The 22,601-nt window shown below is 50.4% G+C and carries 25 protein-coding genes; 20 read left to right on the forward strand and 5 right to left on the reverse strand.

Annotated elements, in window-relative coordinates; genetic code table 11:
- Window positions 1-157 precede the first annotated feature (157 nt).
- The 9 genes from JNUCC32_RS06500 (at window position 158) to JNUCC32_RS06540 (ending at window position 9,421) form a co-directional block, all read left to right on the forward strand.
- Entirely contained in the window at window positions 158-1,660 is a 1,503-nt protein-coding gene (locus JNUCC32_RS06500) for a glycoside hydrolase family 32 protein (RefSeq protein ID WP_192571416.1), read from the forward strand.
- On the forward strand, window positions 1,657-3,078 hold the full coding sequence (locus JNUCC32_RS06505) for a sucrose-specific PTS transporter subunit IIBC (protein WP_009592374.1): 1,422 nt from the start codon (window positions 1,657-1,659) through the stop codon (window positions 3,076-3,078). Before JNUCC32_RS06500 ends, JNUCC32_RS06505 begins: the two co-directional genes overlap by 4 nt.
- A 248-nt stretch (window positions 3,079-3,326) precedes the next feature.
- Window positions 3,327-4,127 (forward strand): Cof-type HAD-IIB family hydrolase, encoded by an 801-nt coding sequence (locus JNUCC32_RS06510; protein WP_096774320.1) that lies wholly within the window; start codon window positions 3,327-3,329, stop codon window positions 4,125-4,127.
- A 214-nt stretch (window positions 4,128-4,341) separates the two neighbouring features.
- Window positions 4,342-4,776, forward strand: coding sequence for a MarR family winged helix-turn-helix transcriptional regulator (locus JNUCC32_RS06515; RefSeq protein WP_192571417.1), 435 nt, complete (start codon window positions 4,342-4,344; stop codon window positions 4,774-4,776).
- Between the two features lie 119 nt (window positions 4,777-4,895).
- Window positions 4,896-5,933: an NADH:flavin oxidoreductase/NADH oxidase gene (locus tag JNUCC32_RS06520; protein WP_192571418.1), complete on the forward strand. Its 1,038-nt coding sequence runs from the start codon at window positions 4,896-4,898 to the stop codon at window positions 5,931-5,933.
- A gap of 298 nt (window positions 5,934-6,231) precedes the next feature.
- Window positions 6,232-6,576: a PadR family transcriptional regulator gene (locus JNUCC32_RS06525; RefSeq protein WP_096774317.1), complete on the forward strand. Its 345-nt coding sequence runs from the start codon at window positions 6,232-6,234 to the stop codon at window positions 6,574-6,576.
- A gap of 4 nt (window positions 6,577-6,580) precedes the next feature.
- The gene (locus JNUCC32_RS06530) at window positions 6,581-7,597 is read left to right on the forward strand and encodes a hypothetical protein (protein ID WP_192571419.1); all 1,017 of its coding nucleotides are present in this window, start codon (window positions 6,581-6,583) and stop codon (window positions 7,595-7,597) included.
- Window positions 7,598-7,870: 273 nt separating this feature from the next.
- Complete coding sequence (locus JNUCC32_RS06535; protein ID WP_096774315.1) at window positions 7,871-8,347, forward strand: hypothetical protein; 477 nt, start codon at window positions 7,871-7,873, stop codon at window positions 8,345-8,347.
- Between the two features lie 216 nt (window positions 8,348-8,563).
- Complete coding sequence (locus JNUCC32_RS06540; RefSeq protein WP_192571420.1) at window positions 8,564-9,421, forward strand: M23 family metallopeptidase; 858 nt, start codon at window positions 8,564-8,566, stop codon at window positions 9,419-9,421.
- Window positions 9,422-9,514: 93 nt separating this feature from the next.
- On the opposite strand, the gene JNUCC32_RS06545 is transcribed toward JNUCC32_RS06540, so the two are convergent.
- The gene (locus JNUCC32_RS06545) at window positions 9,515-10,564 is read right to left on the reverse strand and encodes a glycine-rich domain-containing protein (RefSeq protein WP_192571421.1); all 1,050 of its coding nucleotides are present in this window, start codon (window positions 10,562-10,564) and stop codon (window positions 9,515-9,517) included.
- 238 nt (window positions 10,565-10,802) lie between these two features.
- Between JNUCC32_RS06545 and JNUCC32_RS06550 the strand changes: the two genes are divergently transcribed.
- The 3 genes from JNUCC32_RS06550 to JNUCC32_RS06560 all read left to right on the forward strand — a co-directional run bounded on the left by JNUCC32_RS06550 (window position 10,803) and on the right by JNUCC32_RS06560 (window position 12,063).
- A complete protein-coding gene (locus JNUCC32_RS06550; protein WP_096774312.1) occupies window positions 10,803-11,006 on the forward strand; it encodes a hypothetical protein in 204 nt (67 codons plus the stop codon).
- A 28-nt stretch (window positions 11,007-11,034) separates the two neighbouring features.
- Window positions 11,035-11,310 carry a hypothetical protein gene (locus JNUCC32_RS06555; RefSeq protein WP_096774311.1) on the forward strand — a complete coding sequence of 92 codons (276 nt, stop codon included), beginning with the start codon at window positions 11,035-11,037 and terminating at the stop codon, window positions 11,308-11,310.
- Window positions 11,311-11,436: 126 nt separating this feature from the next.
- A complete protein-coding gene (locus JNUCC32_RS06560; protein WP_096774310.1) occupies window positions 11,437-12,063 on the forward strand; it encodes a DedA family protein in 627 nt (208 codons plus the stop codon).
- Between the two features lie 26 nt (window positions 12,064-12,089).
- Here the strand turns inward: JNUCC32_RS06560 and JNUCC32_RS06565 are convergent, their stop codons facing one another.
- Entirely contained in the window at window positions 12,090-12,311 is a 222-nt protein-coding gene (locus tag JNUCC32_RS06565) for a hypothetical protein (protein ID WP_192571422.1), read from the reverse strand.
- 244 nt (window positions 12,312-12,555) lie between these two features.
- On the opposite strand from JNUCC32_RS06565, the gene JNUCC32_RS06570 reads away from it, so the two are divergent.
- The 7 genes from JNUCC32_RS06570 (at window position 12,556) to JNUCC32_RS06600 (ending at window position 19,461) form a co-directional block, all read left to right on the forward strand.
- Window positions 12,556-15,414, forward strand: a complete 2,859-nt coding sequence (locus JNUCC32_RS06570; protein ID WP_192571423.1) for a Na+/H+ antiporter subunit A — start codon at window positions 12,556-12,558, stop codon at window positions 15,412-15,414.
- Window positions 15,415-15,416: 2 nt separating this feature from the next.
- Complete coding sequence (locus JNUCC32_RS06575) at window positions 15,417-15,755, forward strand: Na(+)/H(+) antiporter subunit C (RefSeq protein ID WP_096774307.1); 339 nt, start codon at window positions 15,417-15,419, stop codon at window positions 15,753-15,755.
- Window positions 15,748-17,229 (forward strand): Na+/H+ antiporter subunit D, encoded by a 1,482-nt coding sequence (locus JNUCC32_RS06580; protein WP_192571424.1) that lies wholly within the window; start codon window positions 15,748-15,750, stop codon window positions 17,227-17,229. The genes JNUCC32_RS06575 and JNUCC32_RS06580 overlap by 8 nt, the downstream gene beginning before the upstream one ends.
- 5 nt (window positions 17,230-17,234) lie before the next feature.
- The gene (locus tag JNUCC32_RS06585) at window positions 17,235-17,714 is read left to right on the forward strand and encodes a Na+/H+ antiporter subunit E (RefSeq protein WP_015736054.1); all 480 of its coding nucleotides are present in this window, start codon (window positions 17,235-17,237) and stop codon (window positions 17,712-17,714) included.
- Window positions 17,711-18,004, forward strand: a complete 294-nt coding sequence (locus JNUCC32_RS06590) for a Na(+)/H(+) antiporter subunit F1 (protein ID WP_009592424.1) — start codon at window positions 17,711-17,713, stop codon at window positions 18,002-18,004. Before JNUCC32_RS06585 ends, JNUCC32_RS06590 begins: the two co-directional genes overlap by 4 nt.
- Complete coding sequence (mnhG, locus tag JNUCC32_RS06595; protein ID WP_015736053.1) at window positions 17,988-18,383, forward strand: monovalent cation/H(+) antiporter subunit G; 396 nt, start codon at window positions 17,988-17,990, stop codon at window positions 18,381-18,383. The genes JNUCC32_RS06590 and mnhG overlap by 17 nt, the downstream gene beginning before the upstream one ends.
- Window positions 18,384-18,579: 196 nt before the next feature.
- The gene (locus JNUCC32_RS06600; protein ID WP_192571425.1) at window positions 18,580-19,461 is read left to right on the forward strand and encodes a GNAT family N-acetyltransferase; all 882 of its coding nucleotides are present in this window, start codon (window positions 18,580-18,582) and stop codon (window positions 19,459-19,461) included.
- Window positions 19,462-19,548: 87 nt separating this feature from the next.
- Here the strand turns inward: JNUCC32_RS06600 and JNUCC32_RS06605 are convergent, their stop codons facing one another.
- Window positions 19,549-20,202 (reverse strand): TVP38/TMEM64 family protein, encoded by a 654-nt coding sequence (locus JNUCC32_RS06605; protein ID WP_192571426.1) that lies wholly within the window; start codon window positions 20,200-20,202, stop codon window positions 19,549-19,551.
- A gap of 336 nt (window positions 20,203-20,538) precedes the next feature.
- Here JNUCC32_RS06605 and JNUCC32_RS06610 point away from each other — a divergent pair, with 336 nt between their 5' ends.
- The gene (locus tag JNUCC32_RS06610) at window positions 20,539-21,405 is read left to right on the forward strand and encodes a YitT family protein (protein ID WP_009592439.1); all 867 of its coding nucleotides are present in this window, start codon (window positions 20,539-20,541) and stop codon (window positions 21,403-21,405) included.
- A 102-nt stretch (window positions 21,406-21,507) separates the two neighbouring features.
- Here the strand turns inward: JNUCC32_RS06610 and JNUCC32_RS06615 are convergent, their stop codons facing one another.
- Window positions 21,508-21,720 carry a hypothetical protein gene (locus JNUCC32_RS06615; RefSeq protein ID WP_009592426.1) on the reverse strand — a complete coding sequence of 71 codons (213 nt, stop codon included), beginning with the start codon at window positions 21,718-21,720 and terminating at the stop codon, window positions 21,508-21,510.
- A gap of 48 nt (window positions 21,721-21,768) precedes the next feature.
- Window positions 21,769-22,341 carry a thymidine kinase gene (locus tag JNUCC32_RS06620; RefSeq protein WP_036661246.1) on the reverse strand — a complete coding sequence of 191 codons (573 nt, stop codon included), beginning with the start codon at window positions 22,339-22,341 and terminating at the stop codon, window positions 21,769-21,771.
- Window positions 22,342-22,601: the final 260 nt, after the last annotated feature.

The following is a 22,601-nucleotide window of genomic DNA, read 5'->3' on the forward strand; positions in this document are numbered from 1 at the left end:
AAATAACGGAACCGGTTCCAATCCGAGTGTTTGCTTGGTATTGGAACTGAGTTCATTATTTTTACCTTTGATTGGAACCGGTTCCACTACGGTAGCGTGCACGCGTTAGCATGTTCAGTTTGATTTTTCAGCAAGCCCATTTATAAGGAGAAGAGATATGGACAGAGAACTGAAATACCGACGCCTGGATCAGGCTTCTCCCGAAGAGCTTTCCTCCATTAGGAAGAAAGTGCGATTAAGCGAATGGAGGCAAAAATTTCACGTGCAGCCCATCATGGGCCTGATGAATGATCCCAATGGATTTTCTTATTACAACGGAGAGTATCACTTGTTTTACCAATGGTTTCCTCTGGGTACGTTTCACGGCTTGAAATACTGGTACCATACTTCCTCGAAAGATCTGGTGTTTTGGCAGAACCAAGGCATCGCTATTGAACCCGGTCACCCCCATGATGCTTATGGCGCTTATTCGGGCAGCGGTATCGTGAAAGATGGCAAACTATGCCTCATGTATACCGGGAATGCCCGGGATGAGGAATGGAACAGGCAATCTTATCAATGCATGGCTGTGATGGACCGCGACGGATCCATCACGAAGCTCGATAAGCCGCTGATCGACCATGTGCCGGACGGATATACCGAACACTTCAGGGATCCGAAAGTATGGCAAGACAAAGACAAGTACCGGTTCGTCATCGGTGCCCAAAGGGTTAATCAGACAGGTGCGGCTGTCGTTTATGAATCCTCGGATTTGTTGGTTTGGGAATTCAAGGGGGAGATACAAACCCGGCTTCAGCATTTCGGCTATATGTGGGAATGCCCCGACTATTTTGAACTGGATGGCCAGGGCGTGCTTCTGTTTTCCCCGCAAGGGCTGCTTCCGGAGGACGACCATTTTCGAAACATTTACCAATCCGGCTATGTTTCAGGCAAGCCGCTCAATAGGGATACGCTGGAGTTTGATCACGGTCCTTTTTGCGAGCTGGACAGAGGTTTTGATTTCTACGCGCCGCAGACCATGCTGGATGAGAAAGACAGGCGCATCATGGTGGGCTGGATGGGTTTGCCGGATATCGGGTATCCCACCGATTCGCATGGCTGGGCCCATTGTTTGACGCTTCCGCGTATGCTTACGTTCCGTGAAGGCAGGCTGATTCAACAGCCGGTTCCCGAGCTTCAAGCGCTCCGCGATCATGCCGCTCAGGCAGTGGATACGCTTCACAGCGAAGTGAAGAGTTACGAGGGGGTTCAAGGAACCGCATTCGAAATGATATGCGAGTTCCAAGCCATCGAGGCGGACGTCGTTGGCATTGAATTTCGGGCTGGCGAAGGGGAACGAACCGTTATTCGATATGAATCCGGCCAACGGAAGGTTACGCTGGATCGCTCTTCTTCGGGTGCAACGATTGTCAGTGATTACGGAGCGGAACGATCCTGTATGCTGCCAACCGAAAGAAATTCGATCAAATTTCATCTGTTCGTGGACATTTCTTCGGTCGAGCTGTTCATCAACGATGGCGAAGAGGTGTTTACAAGCAGAATTTTTCCGAAGTGGAACAGCCGTAACATTCGATTTTTCGTACAGAACGGCAGTGCCGGCTTGAAGGTCGAGAAATGGGATCTGACCGAAGCCGTAAAAGATAAAGAAGGGGCTGAATGAACATGGCAGCGGATAATCGGGAAATCGCAAGGCAGGTAGTGGAAGCCATTGGCGGCAGGGAGAACATCGCTTCCTTTGCCCATTGTGCCACCAGGCTGAGAATCATGGTTCATGATCAGAAGAAAATTGACCAGAAGAAGGTCGAGCAGATCGACAAGGTCAAAGGAGCCTTTTTCAACTCCGGGCAGTATCAGATCATTTTCGGAACAGGAACCGTCAATCAGATTTTTGAAGCGGTCGAATCCCTTGGAATGGAGAGCACAAGCAAGGAAGAACTGAAATCTCAGGCGAAAAAGTCGGGGAATCCGTTTCAGCGGGCGATTCGTACATTCGGTGACGTGTTTGTGCCGATTATCCCGGTATTGGTCGCCACTGGCTTGTTCATGGGATTACGGGGGCTGCTGACCCAGGATACCGTGCTTGCCTGGTTCGGTGCGACACCGGATGATATCTCGGCTAATTTCCTGCTCTTCACCCAGGTACTGACGGATACGGCTTTTGCTTTCTTGCCCGCCTTGGTGGCTTGGTCCGCGTTCAGGGTGTTCGGAGGCAGCCCCGTGCTGGGTATCGTCCTGGGATTGATGCTGGTTAACCCGGCTCTACCCAACGCGTACAGCGTGGCGAACGGCTCGGCTGAGGCACTCATGATCTTTGATTTCATTCCGGTTGTCGGGTATCAGGGCTCGGTCCTGCCGGCATTCTTCATTGGACTGCTGGGCGCGAAATTCGAGAGATTTTTGCGAAAACGCATTCCTGACGCCATCGATCTGATCGTTACCCCGTTTCTGACCTTGCTCGTTATGATAACCCTCGGCCTGTTTGCGATCGGCCCCGTGTTCCACTCCCTGGAAGAAGTGGTTCTGAACGCGACGACGTTCTTGCTGGAGCTGCCGTTCGGTATCGCGGGTCTGGTCATCGGTTTCTTTAACCAGATCATTGTGGTCACCGGGGTGCATCATATTTTCAACTTCCTGGAGATCCAACTCCTTGAGAAGACAGGGAGCAATCCGTTCAATGCGATCGTGACCAGCGCCATGGCAGCGCAGGGTGCAGCTTGTCTGGCTGTCGGACTCAAGACGAGAAATAAAAAGCTCAAGGCATTATCCCTGCCATCGGCATTCTCCGCCTTGCTGGGAATCTCCGAGCCGGCGATCTTCGGGGTCAACCTCCGTTACGTCAGACCGTTTGTTATCGCCTTGATCGGCGGCGGCGTGGGCGGTTTCATGGCTTCCATCTTTCAGCTTGAGGCCACAGGCATGGCCATTACCGTCATCCCGGGCACGCTGTTGTACTTGAACAGCCAGCTTCCTCTTTACATTTTGTGCAACCTGACGGCGATGGCGATTACGTTCGTGCTGACCTGGATGTTCGGATTCAATGATAAGATGCTTGAAGAGGTCCGCTCGGAAGCGAAATAAAGCCATATGAGAAAGGTCCGCCCTGAACAGGCGGGCCTTTTTTGGTCCGGATGCTGGTAAATCGTCTGGCTGACCGGCTTTCTTGTTCATTAAAATGGATATCTGAAAAGAGTGCTCTACTGCGGTTTTTTGGCGTTATCAAGGCTGACCCAGGGGAGCTTGGTAAAATTATGGCTTGCTCTGAAATGCTTTTCATCATTTACAATACAGTTACAAGCTTGAATATACGTAAAGAGAGGCGAGCGTGATTGATGAAGAAGATCCTATTTTTTGATATTGACGGTACGCTGCTGGATCATGAAAAGCAGGTTCCGGCGACAACGAAGGAGTCCATTGCTGAATTAAAGAAGGCTGGCCATATCGTAGCCATTGCTACGGGACGCGCCCCCTATCATTTTGAGGAGCTGCGGGAAGAGCTCGGCATCGATTCTTATGTTTGCTTGAACGGTCAATATGTGGTTTATGAAGGCAAACCGATCTACGGTAATCCTCTGGCGGAGGATGCCTTGCAGGAGCTGACGGAACAAGCGGTTCGGCTGGATCATCCGATTATCTATGCCGGCAGCGAAGCGATGAAGATGAACGTAACCGAGCATGTCCATATCGATTCCAGCTGGGGGGAGCTGAAACTGACGATCCCGGAATACGATCCGGAATATTACTTGGGCCGCGATATATATCAAGCCATTGTATTCTGTACCGAGGATGAGGAGGCCGATTACGTAAAAAGATTCGAAGGGCGGTTCGATTTCGTGCGCTGGGGCCCCTATGGAATTGACGTGTTACCGGCAGGGGGCTCCAAAGCCGAAGGAATCAAACAATTGATTCAGCTGCTGCGCATCGATCTGGAGGATACCGTCGCGTTTGGCGATTATCTGAATGATCTGGAGATGCTGTCTTACGTGGGCCACGGCGTGGCAATGGGCAATGCGCCGGAGATCGTGAAGCAGGCGGCCAGGCATGTCACCCGCGATGTCGGCCAAGACGGAATACAATACGGACTTCGCATGCTCGGTTTGCTGGGCAAGGAGCCGCAGGAGATTAAGTAACGGGTTTTACGATAAAAAAACCTGGACAGCGTGTCAGTCTTAGCGCATTTTGCGGTGCGTGAGGACTGGCATGAATTTCCGTTCCGTATGCTAACGCCCCATCGCAGGTTTGACGACGGAAACAGGGACTTGCTATTATTAATAACTGACAGTGACCCGCTATATGGTAATACGAACTTTCTGGCGGAAATATACCGGAACAGGTGGAGACCCTATGTCAGCCGATCAAACGCGACAACTCATCACAAGTTGGCTATCCTTGACGCAGATTCATGCATTGATTTCCAACGAGCTGGAACAAAAGCTCCAGCAGAAGCACGATTTATCGCTGAATGAATTTTACGTGCTGTTATTTCTGTCCGAGGCTCCCGGGCAAAAATTAAGGCTTCAGCAGCTGCAAACGATGGTGGGGCTAAGCCAGAGTGCGATGTCGAGACTGGTCAGCCGCTTTGAAGCCAAAGGCTGCGGCGCCATGCAAAGGGCGATTTGCGAGGATGACAGGAGAGGAATCTACACGTCACTGACTCCGATTGGCGAAGAGAAGCTGCAAAAAGCCAAGAACACGGTCCAAGACGTGCTGGAGCAGCAATTCGCAATGCCCAAAATGAAGCATGGTCTGGAAGATGCATTGAAGCATATTCGAGGGTAACTAGTTCGTTTCAACAGCCATTCTTGACGAATGGTCTTTGTTTTGCTAACTTAGATGCATGTGCATGCATTTTGTTTAAAGAGATCAATATCATGAGGATAGAAGGAGCGTGTCTCTGAATGGAACATTTATTCAGTCCATATAAATTGAAATCGTTAGATCTGAAAAACCGGGTGGTTATGCCCCCCATGTGCCAATACTCGGTAACGAACAAAGACGGCATTGCCACCGATTGGCATTATTTGCATTATACAAGCCGGGCAATCGGCGGAGCCGGACTCGTTATCGTGGAGATGACGGATGTGGAACCGGACGGCCGTATTTCCGATTATGATCTTGGGTTATGGTCGGATGAGCAGATTCCCGCTTTGGCCCGCATAGTTGAAGCGATACATCAGCATGGCGCCAAGGCGGCGATTCAGATTGCGCATGCCGGACGCAAAGCGGAGGATGCGGATACGCCCGTTGCCCCATCGGCTATTCCATTCGATGAGCACTCGAAAACGCCAAGGGCACTCACAACCGAAGAAGTTAAGCAGATGGTGGAAAAATTCCGCGTGGCTGTACGCCGTGCGGTGAAGGCCGGTTTTGACGCAATTGAATTGCATGGTGCCCACGGCTATCTGATTCATCAATTCCATTCTCCACTGACCAACCGGAGAACGGATGAATACGGCCAGGATCTAACCAAGTTCGGCCAAGAAGTGATTCAAGCCGCAAAAAGCGAAATGCCTGAGGACATGCCGCTAATCATGCGAATCTCGGCTAGAGAATACGTAACGGGCGGTTATGGCATCGAAGAGAGCATCGCATTCTCCAGGATATATCAGGCTGCAGGCGTTGACATGTTCCATGTCAGCGCTGGCGGCGAAGGACCAATCGCGGCGGAAGGAAGACCGGGCACCCACGTCGCCTACCAAGTACCGCTAGCCAGACAGATCAAAGAAGCGCTGCAAGTACCCGTCATTGCCGTGGGCCGTTTGGATGAACCCGCCTTGGCGAATGCGGTAATAGGCAACGAAGACGCTGATCTCGTCGCTGTTGGAAGAGGAATGCTGCGTAATCCGTACTGGGCATTAGAAGCAGCAACGGTGCTTCAGAAGGAGATCGCGATTCCGGCACAATACCAGAACGGTTTTCCCAGAAAATCGAGATAGATAGGCGGCTGAACATATAGCTGCCAACGAACTATGGAGATTGGCTTATCATTCCCAGAAAGTGAACATTATCAGGAACCCGGTTATGGGTGAGCGTATTTAGAGAAGGTTATCTTACGGTCCGTCACGGCTGTAGGATAACCTTTTTTTTGCGTACAAGGAAATGCTTGGATTATGGTAGCCATCAAGCTTGGGAGCCGTTAACATAAGGTTAACTAAAATATTTTTAAAAATTTATTAATTGTTTATTTACATTAGTGTGTGACGTACAGTATAATAATTTCCAGGAGATGATGATATGCCAGAGGATCAGGATATTTTAAACAGTATGGTGCAGGAGCTTCGGCGGGGTACGATCATCCTTGGTGTTCTCAGTCAGTTGTCCGAACCGCAGTATGGATATTCATTGGTGACCATATTGCAGGAGAGGGGGATCAACGTGGAAGCGGGTACGCTTTATCCGTTGCTGCGTCGGCTGGAGAAACAAGGCTTGCTTAACAGCGAGTGGGATACGAATGAAGCCCGGCCCAGAAAATATTACATCATAAGTCAGACAGGCAAGGACATATATCGACAGCTCTACCATGAATGGAAGGATATGATGACAAGTCTGGAGGGACTTGTGAATGACAAGGGGGACTAAGGTGATGGATCTGATTAACAGGTATATTTATGCGGTGACCCAGAAGCTGCCCGAATCGCAGCGGACGGATATTGAGAAGGAGCTTCAAGGACTCGTCGAAGACATGCTGGAAGACCGGGGAGTCGGCGTAGAGACCGCAAGTTTGGAAGAGGTGGAGCAGGTGCTGCTTGAGCTCGGCCCGCCCGGGGAAATGGCAGCCAGGTACAGAGGAAGGGAAAGGTATCTCATAGGTCCGGGTTTGATTAACAGCTATTGGTCCGTCCTGAGGATCGTACTGTATTCGATAGCCGTTGCTCTTGGCATCGTCTACATCATTGATTTCTTTACAAGCACGGAACCCACTGCCGAGAAGCTGCTGGAATTACTTGTTTCGCTGCTTAGCGTGGGAATCCACGGATTTGCATGGGTTACCGTTATTTTTGCCTTTATCGAATACCGCGGGGCTCGCCAAGTCCCCAATGATCCATGGAAACCCTCGGAATTGCCGGCAATTCCGGAACCAGCCGCTCGGATTAAACCGATCGAGCCTGTGCTCGGCATCCTGTTTTCCGTGCTGTTCTTCGTCCTGTTCACGTTTTCCATTAACCTGATCGGTGTTCATCGATTCGACGAAAACTCGATCGCCATTCCGGTGTTTGAACAGGCTGCCTTCGCCAAGTATTTACCGCTGATATGGCTTCTTACCGCCTTCAGCATATTCAATGAAGCCAGGAAATTAATCACAAGAAAGTGGACGCCGCAGATTGCCGTCATGCATGTCATATTTAACGTTGCTTCCGTTATCGTTACGGTGATCCTGTTCTCCGATATGACGATTTGGAATCCGACATTCATGGATCAGCTCGTTCAAGCGGGTTTCGTAACACCGGGGGATGAAGCGTATGAGACCGTAAAATCAATTTGGGATCGATCCAGGGACGGCCTCATTTACGTCATTGTGGTCATTACCCTTATTGATACCGTATCTGTCGTGATGAAATGGTTTCGGGGAAAGGAAGGAAATACGGCGTTAACCAAGTAAAGATAAAAGTGTTGAAGCAAAGGGCGTCCCAACGGATCTTGGATCTGGCGGGATGCTCTCTTTTTTTGTTGTCAGGAAACAAACCGTGTATTTATATGGTTGGTTGGACCATGAACGACACGACGCGAAATGGATAAGCATAGGATAAGGAGCGAGGCAAATAATTTTTTTGACAAAAATGTGAATGATATGTGTCAAAATTATGTACAATGGTGTTATAATAAGGTAAGAGCTGAATGAAAACCCTTACAGAATGAACGGAGCTGATTAATCATGAAATATGCGATCCATTACTCTACCAGAATGAAAGACGTTATTTTGTTTTCCTTTGTCCTTAGTATTATCCTGTTTCAGGTAGCCACCTTGACCGAATATTCCTATCCTTTCTTCTTCTATATGCAGATGGCCGTGAATGTCGTTGTCGTTGCGGCACTGGCTATTGAAGGTTATGCGAGATTGGTGAAGCGGGAAGTGAATATTCAGGAGAATTCGGAGACGATTTCGATCAACGGCGTAGAGATTCACGCTGAACAGATCCGCGAAATCAAGGTTTCCGGTTGCCATAAAGCCGCTTTTCAAATTAGCCTCAAGGATAAGAGCGTAAATCCGATGTACTGCTGCTTTAAATTTGAAGAGAAGAATTGTGAAGGCATTCGGAGTCTCACGCGTTGGGCCGAGCAAAATCAGGTTTCCGTGCGCAAGGTCGGACCGCAAACCCGTTCCGGCTTGGTACTCACATCTAACCATTAATAGGCTGTATGTATATTAAGAATAGAAGCATCTGAACCTTGACGAATGGGTTCGGGTGCTTCTTTGTTTTAGTTGTAGAGGAAGGCTGTTTTTCCGGGCATCTGTACCTACGGGAACTGAAAGTTTAACCAATGTTAAGTTTCTGTTTCAATGCAGGTTCATTTCGTCAGATATACTATTTATAACATTGGGTTTGAATATTAAGGAGGTTTGAATATGGTAGATGTTTCTAGGTTCCTGTTGAATGGGGAACATCGCAAGCTGTACGAGCTGTTCGGAGAGGATTTGCGTTCACTTGCAACGATCGAACAATTTGAAGCGATGGCAGTGGAGTATACGGCAGGCGTAAAAACGTTCCATATCACGTTGGACGACACGCTCAACAAAATCCGATTGATAAACTGGATGGATGATAGCGGGCAAAAAGGCATTCAAGCGATGATCGATGAAACGGGTACCATTGTAGGGCTTATGCTATCGCCTATTGAGAGATTTCCTGAATCGGATGCCAAGCAAACCGTCACGGTTTTCCGAGCTCCGTTTAAGGGGAAATGGTATGTGTTCTGGGGCGGCGAGAATGTTACGGATAATTACCATTACGCAGAGGAAAGCCAGCGGTACGCAATAGACGTCATCAAGACGGAGAACGCCATGTCCTATGAAGGAGATCCAGCCAAGAATGAGAGTTACTTCGCGTTTGGAGAGGAGATTCTTGCTGGTGCCCGCGGGAAGGTGGTGGGTATCGAGAATAACATCAGGGACAATGAGCCTGTGGGTGAGACCAACGAAACAAAGTCCGTCGGCAACTATGTCATCATCGATCATGGACATTCAGAATATAGCCTATATGCACATTTAAAGCAGGGATCGGTATGCGTGAAGGAAGGCTCTGAGGTCGAAGCAGGGGATCTGATAGGTCTATGCGGAAATTCCGGCAACTCAACCGAAGCGCATTTGCATTTTCAAGTGTCGGATCATCCGGATTTGTTTTGGGTTAATACGAAATCTCTTAATATTAACTGGCTTGGCGATATCAAGGTAAGACGAGGCCAAGTTGTATATGGCGGGGGTTGAACGCTGGATATAACAAAAAGCATGGCCTGAATTCTCAGGTCCATGCTTTTGTTCGATTCATGAATAAGCAAGCGATTCTTGTTAAGTTTGTATTTAGCTGCTGCAGCCGCCTCCGCAGCTGCTGCAGGACGAACCGCTGCTGCAAGAGGACCCGCTGCTGCAGGAGGAACCGCCGCCTGATGAACCATCGTTTGACGATCCGTCATGGGAATCCGAGCCGCCTGAGCCGCAAGCCGAAGCATAGGTGCAGGAGGAGCTGCTGTTGTTCTTATGAAGCTCTCGCTCATCCGGGATCATATGATCAGTGAATTGATCCGGTGCATTCCAGGCAAAATAGACGGCCGCTGCCAGGAGCACATCGCTATTCTGAAAGTTGACCCTCTTCTCTTGACGCCCCGGCTCGGTTTGAGCGGTTCTGACCCGATCCTGCAGATCCCGGATCATAGCATCAATGGCCATGCGTGCTGCAGGAATCTTCTCATAGGTCCAGGCATTAAAGCGCTTCTGGCCATGATTCACGGCAAAATGGGGGGAGGTGCAAAGGTCCAGCTCTTCACGCGGCAGCGGGACGCGGAAGAAAGCTCCCCATAGCTTGGCACTGTATTCATGCCAGCCGAATAATTGCACATATACGGTATCGAACCAGGCGCGTTCATTCGGAATCGGCACTTGTTCGGTACCGGTGTTGGGAGCATGGTGAAGCATCCGGCCAAGAAAGCGGTCCGAGAATTGTTGATATTCGTATGTATACATCAGCATTTCATGCCAGACCTCATCGACGTCCTTGCTGAACATCGGTACGCGGTCCAATACGGCGCACATGATAAAGAAACGTTTAAGCTCCTGCCATCTCCATTCATATTCCTGTTCGGACATGTCCGGATGCTCACTCATCACGCGCTGTTTCAGCATGCTCTGATAAGTATCGGGCAGCGCAGCCTCCAGTCTGCCGACAAGCTCGTTTGCCGGGCTTCCGGCCTTGACGATCGGCGGCAGCTCCGGTATTTTCCCTCGCCGAGGCTTATTTCCCTTAGGGACCAGCTGGCTATTTTGTTTGCGTAACGAGCGTTTAACGAAAAAAGAAATAATCCATACATCCACCACGATGAATACAATGAGCAGTATCCAGGTTGTTGAGTTCATACATGCTCCTCCTGTCTATTTTGGTATGCGGAGGCGGGACTATCATTTCTCTCCATGTGTAAATTATTGCAAATGAATCGCACGTTGGCAATCGAAATTCTGGATTCGGGCATAGCGGCCATAACTTGAATATAGGGTGTTCTTTATGATACATTCCGTGTGTGCCGGAGAGTTGGTTGATCATGAAGGTCTACGATCATATGGGACGGCAATTATGTTTACTTATAGGAGCATACATATGTTAACAGGTTGGAAACTATCTGTATTAGGCATTATTATTGTAGGCATTACAGGCATTATAGCGTCCGTTACCGGTCTGATCGAGCCTGGCCGTGCCGCCGCACTCTTCGTGGTATTCGTGCTTTTTATCGGGGCGCTGGAGCTGCTGGAACGAATGAAGAGCCGCAGGAAGAAGAGGGGAGACATGCGATCTTCCAAGTGAGAATATGAAGACGGCAAGGAGGGAGCTTGTGGATTGGGTAGCCGTACAGCCGTACTACAAAATCAACCGAATCGTGGACGGCATTGAACAACGAACGGAAGAGCAAGGGCGGGAGATGTTCCTGTACGAGGATCGAATCGTAACCAAATACCGGGAGTTTCCGATCCGGCAGGTGTTTGACCTGTCCTATCGGCCGATGGGAGACGGCGGAGGTTTCTTGTACCTGCATACCCAGCAAGGGGTGTATTCGTACACGGTAAAGGAGGATCCGGGGTCCTTCATTTCGGCATTTAAAAATCTCTGAACGAGCATAATCCCAAACAAACCTGGTCTCAGGTCCAGTTCATATCCTCGTCTACAGCACGTTTGCGAAAGCCGCGTTGTCATATAAGCTGATATATATTCCAGGGACGGATTAGGGGGCCAGGGCGTGGATACGCTATTGAATTTTATTGAACAAATCGGGCATTACGCATTATTCCTCGTATTATGCCTGGGATTGGTCGGGCTTCCCGTGCCGAATGAAGTCGTGGCCATGACTGGCGGAGCGTTGGCGGCATCCGGGATATTATCGCCGGCCCCGTCTTTTATCATGACCTTTCTCGGCGTGTGCTCGGGATCGACGGTCGGTTTCATGCTTAGCCGCTTTACCGCCAGCAAGCTGTTAAACCGCGTAGGGGAAAAGTCGAAGATTCGCCAGTTTCTCGATGTATCCGAACGCTTGACCCGCCAATATGGCAATTATGCCATATGCATTAGCGCCTTTTTGCCCATCCTGCGCAATGTTACTCCGTATGCGGTCGGGATGAAGGGAATGCCGTATCGCCGGTTTGCGATCTACTCGTATACCGCGTCCTTGGTGTGGACCACCGGTTATTTTTCTTTGGGCATGTTTGTAGGCGATCAGGTCGTCGATCATATTGGCGTGCTGATTAACCGGTACGGTTATTATGCGGCTGGAATCGTTGCGGCGCTGGCCGTCATCCTGATCATTTCGTGGTGGATGCGAAGAAATAAACGAAGCAAGGAGAATAATGAGATCCAATTTCATGGATAGGCCCACGGATTGGGTTCTGCGTTAGCTTAAGGCTGATCCGGCAAGGTTTCGGGTGAATGGCGAATGATTTTCACGTATTCCCGGGGAGAGAAAAAGGGGGCTCCTCCTTGGGAATGCTGCATGTGATATACGCCGTTTGACGGGTTTTCCTGTAGGTAGGCGGACTGCGTGCGTAGATTCGTCACGATGGCCGCCGCCAATATCACGAGAAAGACGAAGGCGCAAACTGCCGCTTTTTTGATCATCATGGGAACCACTCCTTTACATACAGTAATTTCCCGAGAGCCTCCACTTCATTCCCCGACATACCCTTTGACAAAGCTTTGATCTCAAGATATACTGATTTTCAGTGTGATTCGAAAAAATACCATATGGTTTTACCTGGAGGAGCCTGCCAACAGCGGGCTCTTTTTGTGTTTTTTTGGACTTATGCCTAAATTATGGGGAAATACTACTAATGAAGGAAAAATCGGACTATAGGAGGAGTAGACTTTGTCTTTGCTGCACATCGCCGTTTTGGCACCTTTTATCGTAGCGCTTGTGGTTATGCTGACCTACAAGCTCATCGGCCGCGTCCACACCGGATGGGTGGTTTTGCCGGTCCCGATTGCCCTGTTCGCCTATTTTTTGGGAGTTATCCCAACCATTCAGGGAGGTGAACAGCTCCAAGCCGTCCTGGAATGGATTCCAAGAGCGGGAATAAACTTTACCGTTTATTTGGATGGATTAAGCTTGATTTTTGCACTATTAATATCCGGCATTGGTTCACTCGTTGTCCTGTACTCTATCTTTTATATGGATAAAAACAAGGAAGCGGTCCACAGATTCTATGTGTACCTGCTACTGTTCATGGGCGCCATGCTGGGCGTCGTGCTCTCCGATAATTTGATGGTGCTGTACGGCTTCTGGGAACTGACCAGTATCTCGTCCTTCCTGCTGATTGCATTCTGGCATCATCGGGACCGCTCCAGATACGGAGCCTTAAAATCCATGCTCATCACCGTATTCGGCGGACTTGCCATGTTCGCGGGGTTTATCCTGCTTTATGTCATGACGGGCACCTTTAGCGTACGGGAGATCGTCGCCGATGTGGGGAGCATTGCCGGAAATGCGATGTTTATTCCGGCCATGATTCTGATCCTGCTCGGGGCCTTCACCAAGTCCGCGCAGTTTCCGTTCCATATTTGGCTGCCGGATGCGATGGAAGCACCGACTCCGGTAAGTGCTTATCTGCACTCCGCGACCATGGTGAAGGCCGGGATCTATTTGGTGGCCAGGTTTAGTCCGGTGTTTGCCGGGCAGGCATCCTGGTTCTGGATCGTAGCGATAACGGGCTTGACCACGCTGATTTACGCTTCGATCCGCGCGATCAAGCAGACGGATCTAAAAGCGCTGCTGGCATTCTCCACCATCAGCCAATTGGGGCTGATCATGAGCTTGCTCGGTCTGGGCTCCGCCGCCGCTTATTATGGAGGCGGCGTGGACACGCTGCTCTACGCGAAAGCGACGACGGCGGCCATCTTTCATCTGATGAATCATGCCATATTCAAAGGCGCCTTGTTTATGGTCGTCGGCATCGTGGATCATGAGACGGGCACCCGGGATCTGCGGAAGCTCGGCGGGCTGATGTCGCTTATGCCGATTACGTTTACCGTGGCAGTCATAGGGGCTTTTTCCATGGCCGGGCTGCCTCCGTTCAACGGATTTTTGAGTAAAGAGATGTTCTTTACGGCGGTCCTTCAGGCCTCTGACATGAATTTCTGGAATGCAGAGACCTGGGGCATACTGATCCCGGTCGTCGCCTGGATTGCCAGCGTGTTTACGTTCCTGTACAGCATGATCCTGGTCTTCAAAACCTTTACCGGACGCTTCCAGCCTGAAAAGCTGGAGAAGAAGCCGCACGAAGCCCCGCTGGGAATGCTGATTCCACCGGTCATTCTGGCATCGCTCGCCATCGTGTTCGGTTTGTTTCCGAACCTGTTGTCCCAAGCGCTCATCGAACCGGCGATGGCCGCGATTCATCCAGGGCTGCTCGGGGCGGAGGATCGTTTTCACGTACACATCGAAATGTGGCACGGCTGGACGACGGAGATTTTCATGACCATCGGCATCATTGTTCTCGGTACCGTGCTGTATAAAATTCACGGCAGAGCTCGAATATTGAATACATCGCTGATGAAGCGATGGACATGGAACAAACTGTATGACGGGGGATTGCGCGTTCTCGAAAGAGGCGGCGAAGCGCTGACCTCAACCTATATGACAGGCTCTCTCCGTCATTACGTGATGTATATCTTCGTGTTTTTTATAGCCGTTCTTGGCGGGGGGCTTCTGCTGATCGACAATATCGGGTTTGATAGGACCGCTTACGCGCCGATGTCCTTCTATGAGGCCGTCGCCATACTCGGCCTGGTCATTCCGGTCATCGCGCTGCCGTTCGTCCGGACGCGACTGATGGCGATCATATTGACCGGTGCTGCCGGTTACATGGTGACTCTGTTCTTCGTCCTGTTCCGGGCGCCGGATTTGGCGCTGACCCAGATGGTCGTCGAGACGGTATCCGTGATGCTGTTCCTGCTCTGTTTCTATCATCTGCCGAAGCTGAAGCGGGAGAAGGTGCCGATGAGCTTGAAATGGAGAAATCTGCTTATTTCGGCAGGCGTCGGTGCTGTCGTAACCTTGATCGCCCTGGCTGCGAGCAGCGGCAGGACTTTCGACTCCATTGCGGATTACTTCATTCAAGAGAGCTATCGCTCTGCCGGCGGCAAAAATATCGTCAACGTCATTCTGGTGGATTTCCGCGGCTTTGATACCCTGCTTGAAATTACGGTTCTGGGCATTGCATCCCTTGGAATTTATGCCTTGATCAAAATCGATTTGGGAGAAGGGATTCTGGGAGAGCGGGATCGTTATGAAGGGGCATATCTGCCCAACAGCAATGATGTCATTCTTCGAACCGTATCCAAGGTGGTTATCTTTATCGTGGTAACCTTCTCCTGGTTCCTGTTCAACTCGGGACACCATGAGCCGGGCGGCGGATTTATCGGAGGACTGATGACCTCTGCGGCACTGGTTCTGTTATCCATGGCTTTCGGCATGGATATGACCCGCAAGATCGTGCCTTTCGAGTTCCGAAAGGTTACGGCGGCGGGACTTGCCATCGCCCTGCTTACAGGGATCGGCTCCTTTGCTTTTAACGCACCGTTCTTAAGTCATTCCTTCGGTTATTTCAACCTGCCGCTGCTCGGGAAAACGGAGCTGGCTACTGCGGTTCTCTTCGACCTCGGCGTTTATTTGGCCGTAGTCGGCGTGACGATGACCATCATCAATTCGATCGGGAGGGATAACTGACCATGGAACTATATATGTCGCTTGCCATCGGAATTATTTTCGCGGTTGGGATCTACCAGATCTTATCCAAGAGCCTGCTGCGGATCATTCTTGGCACTTCGCTGTTAACCCACGGCGTCCATCTGCTGCTGCTGACCATGTCAAGGCTGAAGACCGGGGCTGCGCCGCTGCTTGGCGAGGAGGCCTCCTCTTACGTTGATCCGGTTCCGCAAGCATTGATTTTGACGTCCATCGTCATCAGCTTTGGCGTCACGTCGTTCTTTTTCGTACTGGCTTATAAAGCATATCAACGGTTGGGCACGGACAACATGGAGGAGTTAAGGGGGATGGACGATGAATAACGTGATTGTGCTTCCGCTCCTGATTCCTTTGGTTACGGCCGTCATGCTTATTTTCTGTTCCAAATACGTCCGCGCGCAGCGGTGGATCAGCGCGGTTAGTATTCTAATCAACCTGCTTTGTGCCCTGTTCATCGTCAACCAGGTGAGTAACGAAGGCATCCAGACGCTTCATATGGGCGGATGGCAGCCCCCGTACGGGATCGTGTTCGTGGCGGACATGCTGGCCGCACTGCTGGTGCTTACGACGCTGATCGTTGCGGGAGCCTGCCTGTTCTATGCTTTTCGGAGCATCGGGGAAGAGAGAGAGAAGCATTACTTCTATCCCTTTTTTCAATTTCTGCTGGCCGGCGTGATCGGATCGTTTCTGACGGGGGATCTGTTCAACCTGTTTGTCTGCTTTGAGGTCATGCTGATCGCTTCCTATGCGCTGATCGTGCTGGGCGGCACCAAGCGACAGCTGAGAGAAACCTTGAAGTACATGCTGATTAACATTATTTCATCCACCTTGTTTGTTGCAGCCGTAGCTTATTTGTACGGCACGGTCGGCACGCTGAACATGGCGCATCTGTCCCTGCGTGTGGCAGAAGTACAGCAGGACGGAATCTTGTCGGTCATTGGCCTTTTGTTCCTGATCGTATTCGCACTGAAGGCAGGCTTGTTCCTGTTCTTCTGGCTGCCCGGTTCCTACAGCGCACCTCCGGCGGCCGTAACGGCTCTGTTCGGCGCCCTGCTGACGAAGGTCGGGTTATATGCGATTATTCGAACCTTTACGCTGATCTTCCATCACGATACCGGCAACATTCACGCCGTCATCGGCTGGATGGCCGCAGCTACGCTCGTTCTGGGCAGCTTGGGCGCGGTTGCGTATAAGGATCTCGGACGCATCCTGAATTACAACATCATCATTAGCGTGGGCTTCATCGCCTTTGGTGTAGCAGTGGCCTCCTCCGATTCCTTAAACGGAGCCGTGTTCTATTTGATGCATGATATGATCGCTAAGGCGCTGCTGTTTATTCTGGGCGGTATCATCATGGCGAGCGCGGGCGCGAGCAAGCTGAGCGAAATGGGCGGCCTGATGAAGCGCCATCCCCTGGTAGGGTGGATGTTCTTCATCGTGGCGCTGGCGCTGGTCGGCATCCCGCCGCTTAGCGGATTTCTTGGCAAAGTCCTTATCGTTCGCGGCGGACTGAGCGAGGGGCATTATGCGCTGACGGGATTGGCGCTGGCATCAAGCCTGGCGGTGCTCTACTCCCTGATCAAAGTGTTTATGGGAGCATTCTGGGGCGAATTCCCAGGGCCTAACGAATCGCGGCCGGTCAGAATCCATCGGACCGCATATGCGGGAGCGATCGGGCTTGCGATCATAGTGATTGTCCTGGGGGTCGGTTCAGAATGGGTATATTCCTATACCTCCCAAGCAAGCGCCGTATTATCCGATCCGTCACTATACATTCATGCCGTATTAAAGGAGTAGTGGATATGGGCCATCAAATCCTGTTAAATATCATCATTGCCATTGTCTGGATGTTCCTGAACAATAACTGGTCTCCCCAGCAATTCATTGTTGGATACCTGATCGGCATCTTGCTCATTTATATGCTGCGGCGCTTCTGGCCGAACGACTTCTATTTGCGCAAGCTGTGGTCCATCCTGATGCTGCTGCTCTTGTTTCTAAGCGAACTGTTTAAATCGAGCGTCACGGTCATCGGTCAGATCATAAGACCGAAGCTGAACGTTCGTCCCGGCATCTTCGCTTACTCCACGGAGCTGAAATCCGATTGGGAGATCACGGTGCTATCGTGCCTGATCTGCTTGACGCCAGGAACGCTTACCCTGGAAGTGTCGCGCGAGGGTCAGACGCTTTATATTCATGCGATGGATATCGAGGACGTCGAAGAGCTGTCGAATCAGATTCGCGGTACCTTCGAACGGGCGATCAAGGAGGTGACCCGCACATGATCCAGAGCATGCTGATTGCTTCGCTGGTGATTTTGTCGCTTGCCATCCTGGGCTGCTTGTATCGCTTGATCAAGGGACCCTCCATGAACGACCGGATCATGTCGCTGGATACGATCGGAATCATCCTGTTGTCCATGATCGCTGTGCTGTGCATGCTCTTCCGCACAACGGTCTATTTTGACATCATATTGCTGATCGGAATTCTAACGTTTATCGGAACGACCGCACTCGCCAGATATATCGAAAGGGGTGACGTCATTGAACGCACAAACGATGAGTCAGATCGGTGAGTTTCTGATTGCGCTGATGGTGCTGCTCGGAGCTTTACTCGGCGCATTGAGCGCATTCGGCCTGATTCGCCTGCCGGATGTGTACATGAGATCCCACGCAGCCACGAAGAGCGCTACCCTTGGCGTCCTCTTTATTCTTGCGGGCGCATTTCTATATTTCACCTTTTACTTGGAGCATGTCAGCGCGAAGCTGCTGCTGGGGATCGTGTTCGTTTTCATTACGGGTCCGGTTGCCGGCCACTTGAACGGGAGGGCGGCTTACCGGTCTGGGGTATCCATGTGGGAGAAAAGCGTTCATGATGACCTGAAGCCTGCTCTCAAGCGTGAACGTGAACGCATGCGCGATTCCCGGAAGGCCGAACATTCCGAGAAAGGATGACCGCAAACCGTAAACAAGTTCCCGATGAATAATGGAGAAGATGAGATGGGCTTTCCAAGCATATGGGAAGCCCATTTCTGGATTGCATGCCTGGCTCACGAATATCATTTCGTGGTAAAATTGACCAAAACGGGTTCGCGGAGTGATGGGATATCACGCTAGGAAAGCTGATCCTGAACAAGGAGAATGTGTACAGATGGTATTGGATACAGATCAAACGAAAATAAGAGAGCTGTCTTCCTTTCTTGCCCGAATGAATGGGGATCGTCATCATCATGTCGGATATTGCGGCGAACAGGAAGGGGAGATTTATAGCACGCTGCTGGAAGATTTTTCGGAAAATGGCCGGCTGAGCAGCCAGCGATTTACCGTGATCTATGATCAAGATCAGATGGTAGGCGCATTGGGTTTCGATGTGGACGAAGAAGAGGGAACTGCTGAGATATGGGGACCTTTTATCGATGGACAAGGCGAGCTTTGGCATCGATTGGCGAAGGAGCTATGGGTTGAAGGAACAACGAAGCTGAATGGCAGCGTATCACGCTATTTCGGATTTTATAATGCAGCTCATCTGTCCGCTGCGAGGTTTATGGAGGACAAAGGGGGAAGAAAGACAGGCGTGCATCATGTACTGAGATTCCAAAAATCCACCTTGTTAACGAATGCCGCGCCTGGATTGCAGGATATCACGCCCGAGTATTGGGATGAGTTCGCGGATCTGCATGGCAAGGCCTTCCCGAATACCTATCTCAGCTCGGAGTCTATTTTGCGGAAGCTGGATGAGGATCACCGGCTCTTCATACTTACGGAAGATGGCCGTTTCGCCGGGTATGTGTATGTGGAGGGAGACCCCGAATTCCAGGAAGGAAGCATAGAGTACATTGCGGTATCCGAACATTTCCGGCGCAAAGGCTATGGCCGGATCCTGCTTGATCAAGCGCTCCATTATTTATTCCAGGTCCTGCAGCTGGAAGAAATCTCGCTATGCGTGGACCAGGACAATGCAGGGGCGCTCCAGCTGTATCATCGTGCGGGCTTTGAAACGGTGCATAAACTGGCGGCATACGTATTGGAGTGAACATGATGATTTCCAACATAGCACGCCCATAAATAACAAGACCCGCCATCCCAGCAATCGGGACCGGCGGGTCTTCTTGTTAAACATCTAACGCTTCGTCTTTTTACTGCTGATGACGACGCTTCCGGACTGATCATCGTGATGGTAACGGTTTTCCATCTTTTTGCCGGCCAGCCACAACAGCCAGAGGACGACGGCCGCGATAAGAATGCGCCAAGGCTGCTGGATAAAGGCCTGCCAGTCATGTCCGATGAATGCCACCATGAAGATCATTACGGATTTGCCTGCCATAACGGCGATCGTGAACGTTGTAGCCGATACCGTGCTGATGCCGGATGCGATATTGATCAGCGAGGAAGGCGTAAAGGGAAAGCAGTACAGGATGAAGATCGGCGTAAAGCCCTTTTCTTCAATCCAATGGAAGAAACGCTGGGAACCCGGCATTCTTTTTTGTATAAGCAATCCCAGTTTGCCTCCCAGCTTGCGAACAATCCAAAACACCGTGACGGATCCAAGGCAAACGCCGATCCAGGACAGCAGGAATCCCCACCATAAACCATAGGCTGCGGAGTTTCCCATCACCAGGACGATGAGGGGCAGAAAGGGGAGAAACGCCTCTATAAATGGAAGCAAAATACCCGGAATGGGACCCAGCCGCGAGTACTGCTGCAGCCATCCCTGCACTTGATCCATGTCAATTTCTTTCATATGGGTCCACACGTTCTGAAGCCATTCCAACATGATGAGTAAATCCTCTCCCTGCCTGGGGTAAATTATGTATTTTCTCGTCGATCGCGGATGGAATATATTATATCATAACCGGAATCAATATTATAAATTGCAAGTATTGGCCCTGCCCGGTTCCAGTCGATTCGGTCATGCCCTGCAGCGATGGGTCAGGAATAGATCGAAAGGTATATGGGGCGGGACTGTACTCCTTATGTCCGGGGGACCCGGTCATGGTCTGAAAGATCCATGTGACATGGTGTGTCAACATTGACACGCCATTCCTTTTTTTAATACAATGGTTCTTCGACAGGCTTTAGCGTGTGAAAAATGATACAAAAGGAGAATGGCATGGTCAAAAATCACAAAAAACTGACAGTCGGCGAAATTCTGAAACGGTTCATCTTTATCACCGTCGGTGCAATTCTGATGGCCGTGGCGCTTGAGATCTTCCTGGTGCCCAACGAAATCATCGATGGTGGAATTACCGGTATTTCCATCGTATTATCATCGATTACGCCCATCAAATTGGGGGTATTCCTGTTTATCATCAACTTACCGTTTCTGTTTATCGGTTATAAGCAGATTGGCAAAACGTTTGCGTTTTCCACGCTGTACGGAATCGTGGTGCTGTCGGTGGCGACAACCTTCCTGCATCATGTAGATCCGTTCACGAACGAGAAGATTTTGGCGGTATTATTCGGCGGATTGGTTCTGGGCCTCGGGGTCGGTCTTGTCATCCGTTACGGCGGTGCGCTTGACGGGACGGAGATCGTAGCCATCCTGCTGTCCAAGAAGCTGCGAATGCCGGTCGGTCAGATCATCATGATCATCAACGTTTTCATATTCATTACCGCAGGGTTTGTATTCGGTGCAGATTCGGCGATGTATTCGATCTTCTCATACTACATAGCGGCAAAAGTGATGGATATTGTGGTAGAGGGCTTGGACGAGTCCAAATCCGTTACGATTATATCCAACGAATATGAGGAAATTTCGAGTGCCATCATGCAGCGTCTGGGACGCAGCACGACCATGATCTATGCTAAGGGCGGATATTCGAAAGAGGACACGCAGATGATTTATTGCGTCATCACCAGGCTGGAGATTGCGAAGCTGAAGACCGTGGTGCAGGAGATAGACAAGAACGCATTTATTTCGATTCAAAATGTCGCGGACGTGCTGGGCGGAAGCATGGCAAAGTCCGATATTCATTAGGGATACGTTTAAGCTATCGTCTTGATACGCTGATTAACGAAGCGGCCCTCTGCAGATAAGTTCTGCAGAGGGCCGCTGTTTTCGTGATCGGCAATCCGCCGATCACTTCCGTACTTCAAAAAACTCGCATTCGTCCCGTTTGTGATAGCCGAGCGAACTGACGCTGGATTGCGTAATGACGGTATCGTCGGTGAAACGGATGACAAGACTCCCGGAATCAATCAAATGATTATCCTTGAAGATGCGTATACGGATCTGCTGCTCCATGACTTCTTGAAAGTCCTGGTCGGTCAATAACGGTCTGACGATCGGCATGGATGACCAACTCCTAACGTAAAAAGGTGGTTTGATTGCGATAACGTCCTATGCTAAAGGGGGATTGGTATGGCATTTGCGGCAGACAGGGAAGTAGGTATCATTCCCGCCGATCAGGATCTGTTCGCCGGCATAGACGGGCTTGCCGTCGATGACGCGAAGGTTCATGATCGCTTTGCGCTCGCAGAACCAGCAGATCGTCTTCATTTCCTCGATTTTATCGGCGTAAATCAGCATCCAGCGGCTGCCTTCAAACAGCTCGTTGCGGAAGTCGTTCTTTAGTCCGAAGCCCATGACAGGCACGTTAAGCTCATCGACGATTCGAACGAGCTGGAGGATGCTGTCCTTGGACAGGAACTGGCATTCGTCAACAAGAACGCAGTAGGGCTTAGGCTGATGATCCTTCACGATCCCGTAGATATCGGTCGTATCGGATATAGGTATCGCTTCACGGCGGAGGCCGATTCGCGACGATACATAACCGACGGCATCCCGGTCATCGAGAGCGGACGTAAAGAGAAGCACCGGTTTGTTCTGTTCTTCGTAGTTATGGGCGACTTTCAAAATCTCGATGGATTTACCACTGTTCATGGAGCCGTACTTGAAAAATAATTGAGCCATGCTTTCGTTCCCTTCCTATAGGTGCAATGTTGCTTTTATAAGCGCAATGGTGCAAATTTCGTTATTCTTACTATATAAGATATGACATGCAGAGTATATTGTCGCATTATTGGGCGGTATTTGTCCATTGCTGGTGTTGAATATATTCTGACAAACCTGTTACCAGGGAACGAAAAAAAGGTTTGACAACCATTACCAGCAGTTGTAATATAACGGCATACCAAATGAATACCAAGATTATCGACCAGATAACTGGAGAT

Origin of the sequence: Paenibacillus sp. JNUCC32 (assembly GCF_014863545.1) — a bacterium.
Classification (GTDB): Bacteria; Bacillota; Bacilli; order Paenibacillales; family Paenibacillaceae; genus Paenibacillus_AQ; species Paenibacillus_AQ lautus_A.

Coding starts and splice junctions, on each gene's coding strand:
- JNUCC32_RS06615 (WP_009592426.1), bottom strand. CDS start 21,720: ATGCCGATCGTCAGACCGTTATTGACCGACCAGGACTTTCAAGAAGTC.
- JNUCC32_RS06590 (WP_009592424.1), top strand. CDS start 17,711: ATGATCCAGAGCATGCTGATTGCTTCGCTGGTGATTTTGTCGCTTGCC.
- JNUCC32_RS06515 (WP_192571417.1), top strand. CDS start 4,342: ATGTCAGCCGATCAAACGCGACAACTCATCACAAGTTGGCTATCCTTG.
- JNUCC32_RS06550 (WP_096774312.1), top strand. CDS start 10,803: ATGTTAACAGGTTGGAAACTATCTGTATTAGGCATTATTATTGTAGGC.
- JNUCC32_RS06505 (WP_009592374.1), top strand. CDS start 1,657: ATGAACATGGCAGCGGATAATCGGGAAATCGCAAGGCAGGTAGTGGAA.
- JNUCC32_RS06620 (WP_036661246.1), bottom strand. CDS start 22,341: ATGGCTCAATTATTTTTCAAGTACGGCTCCATGAACAGTGGTAAATCC.
- JNUCC32_RS06565 (WP_192571422.1), bottom strand. CDS start 12,311: ATGATGATCAAAAAAGCGGCAGTTTGCGCCTTCGTCTTTCTCGTGATA.
- JNUCC32_RS06585 (WP_015736054.1), top strand. CDS start 17,235: ATGGGCCATCAAATCCTGTTAAATATCATCATTGCCATTGTCTGGATG.
- JNUCC32_RS06530 (WP_192571419.1), top strand. CDS start 6,581: ATGGATCTGATTAACAGGTATATTTATGCGGTGACCCAGAAGCTGCCC.
- JNUCC32_RS06600 (WP_192571425.1), top strand. CDS start 18,580: ATGGTATTGGATACAGATCAAACGAAAATAAGAGAGCTGTCTTCCTTT.
- JNUCC32_RS06500 (WP_192571416.1), top strand. CDS start 158: ATGGACAGAGAACTGAAATACCGACGCCTGGATCAGGCTTCTCCCGAA.
- JNUCC32_RS06520 (WP_192571418.1), top strand. CDS start 4,896: ATGGAACATTTATTCAGTCCATATAAATTGAAATCGTTAGATCTGAAA.
- JNUCC32_RS06575 (WP_096774307.1), top strand. CDS start 15,417: ATGGAACTATATATGTCGCTTGCCATCGGAATTATTTTCGCGGTTGGG.
- JNUCC32_RS06535 (WP_096774315.1), top strand. CDS start 7,871: ATGAAATATGCGATCCATTACTCTACCAGAATGAAAGACGTTATTTTG.
- JNUCC32_RS06580 (WP_192571424.1), top strand. CDS start 15,748: ATGAATAACGTGATTGTGCTTCCGCTCCTGATTCCTTTGGTTACGGCC.
- mnhG (WP_015736053.1), top strand. CDS start 17,988: ATGAGTCAGATCGGTGAGTTTCTGATTGCGCTGATGGTGCTGCTCGGA.
- JNUCC32_RS06610 (WP_009592439.1), top strand. CDS start 20,539: ATGGTCAAAAATCACAAAAAACTGACAGTCGGCGAAATTCTGAAACGG.
- JNUCC32_RS06540 (WP_192571420.1), top strand. CDS start 8,564: ATGGTAGATGTTTCTAGGTTCCTGTTGAATGGGGAACATCGCAAGCTG.
- JNUCC32_RS06605 (WP_192571426.1), bottom strand. CDS start 20,202: ATGTTGGAATGGCTTCAGAACGTGTGGACCCATATGAAAGAAATTGAC.
- JNUCC32_RS06545 (WP_192571421.1), bottom strand. CDS start 10,564: ATGAACTCAACAACCTGGATACTGCTCATTGTATTCATCGTGGTGGAT.
- JNUCC32_RS06525 (WP_096774317.1), top strand. CDS start 6,232: ATGCCAGAGGATCAGGATATTTTAAACAGTATGGTGCAGGAGCTTCGG.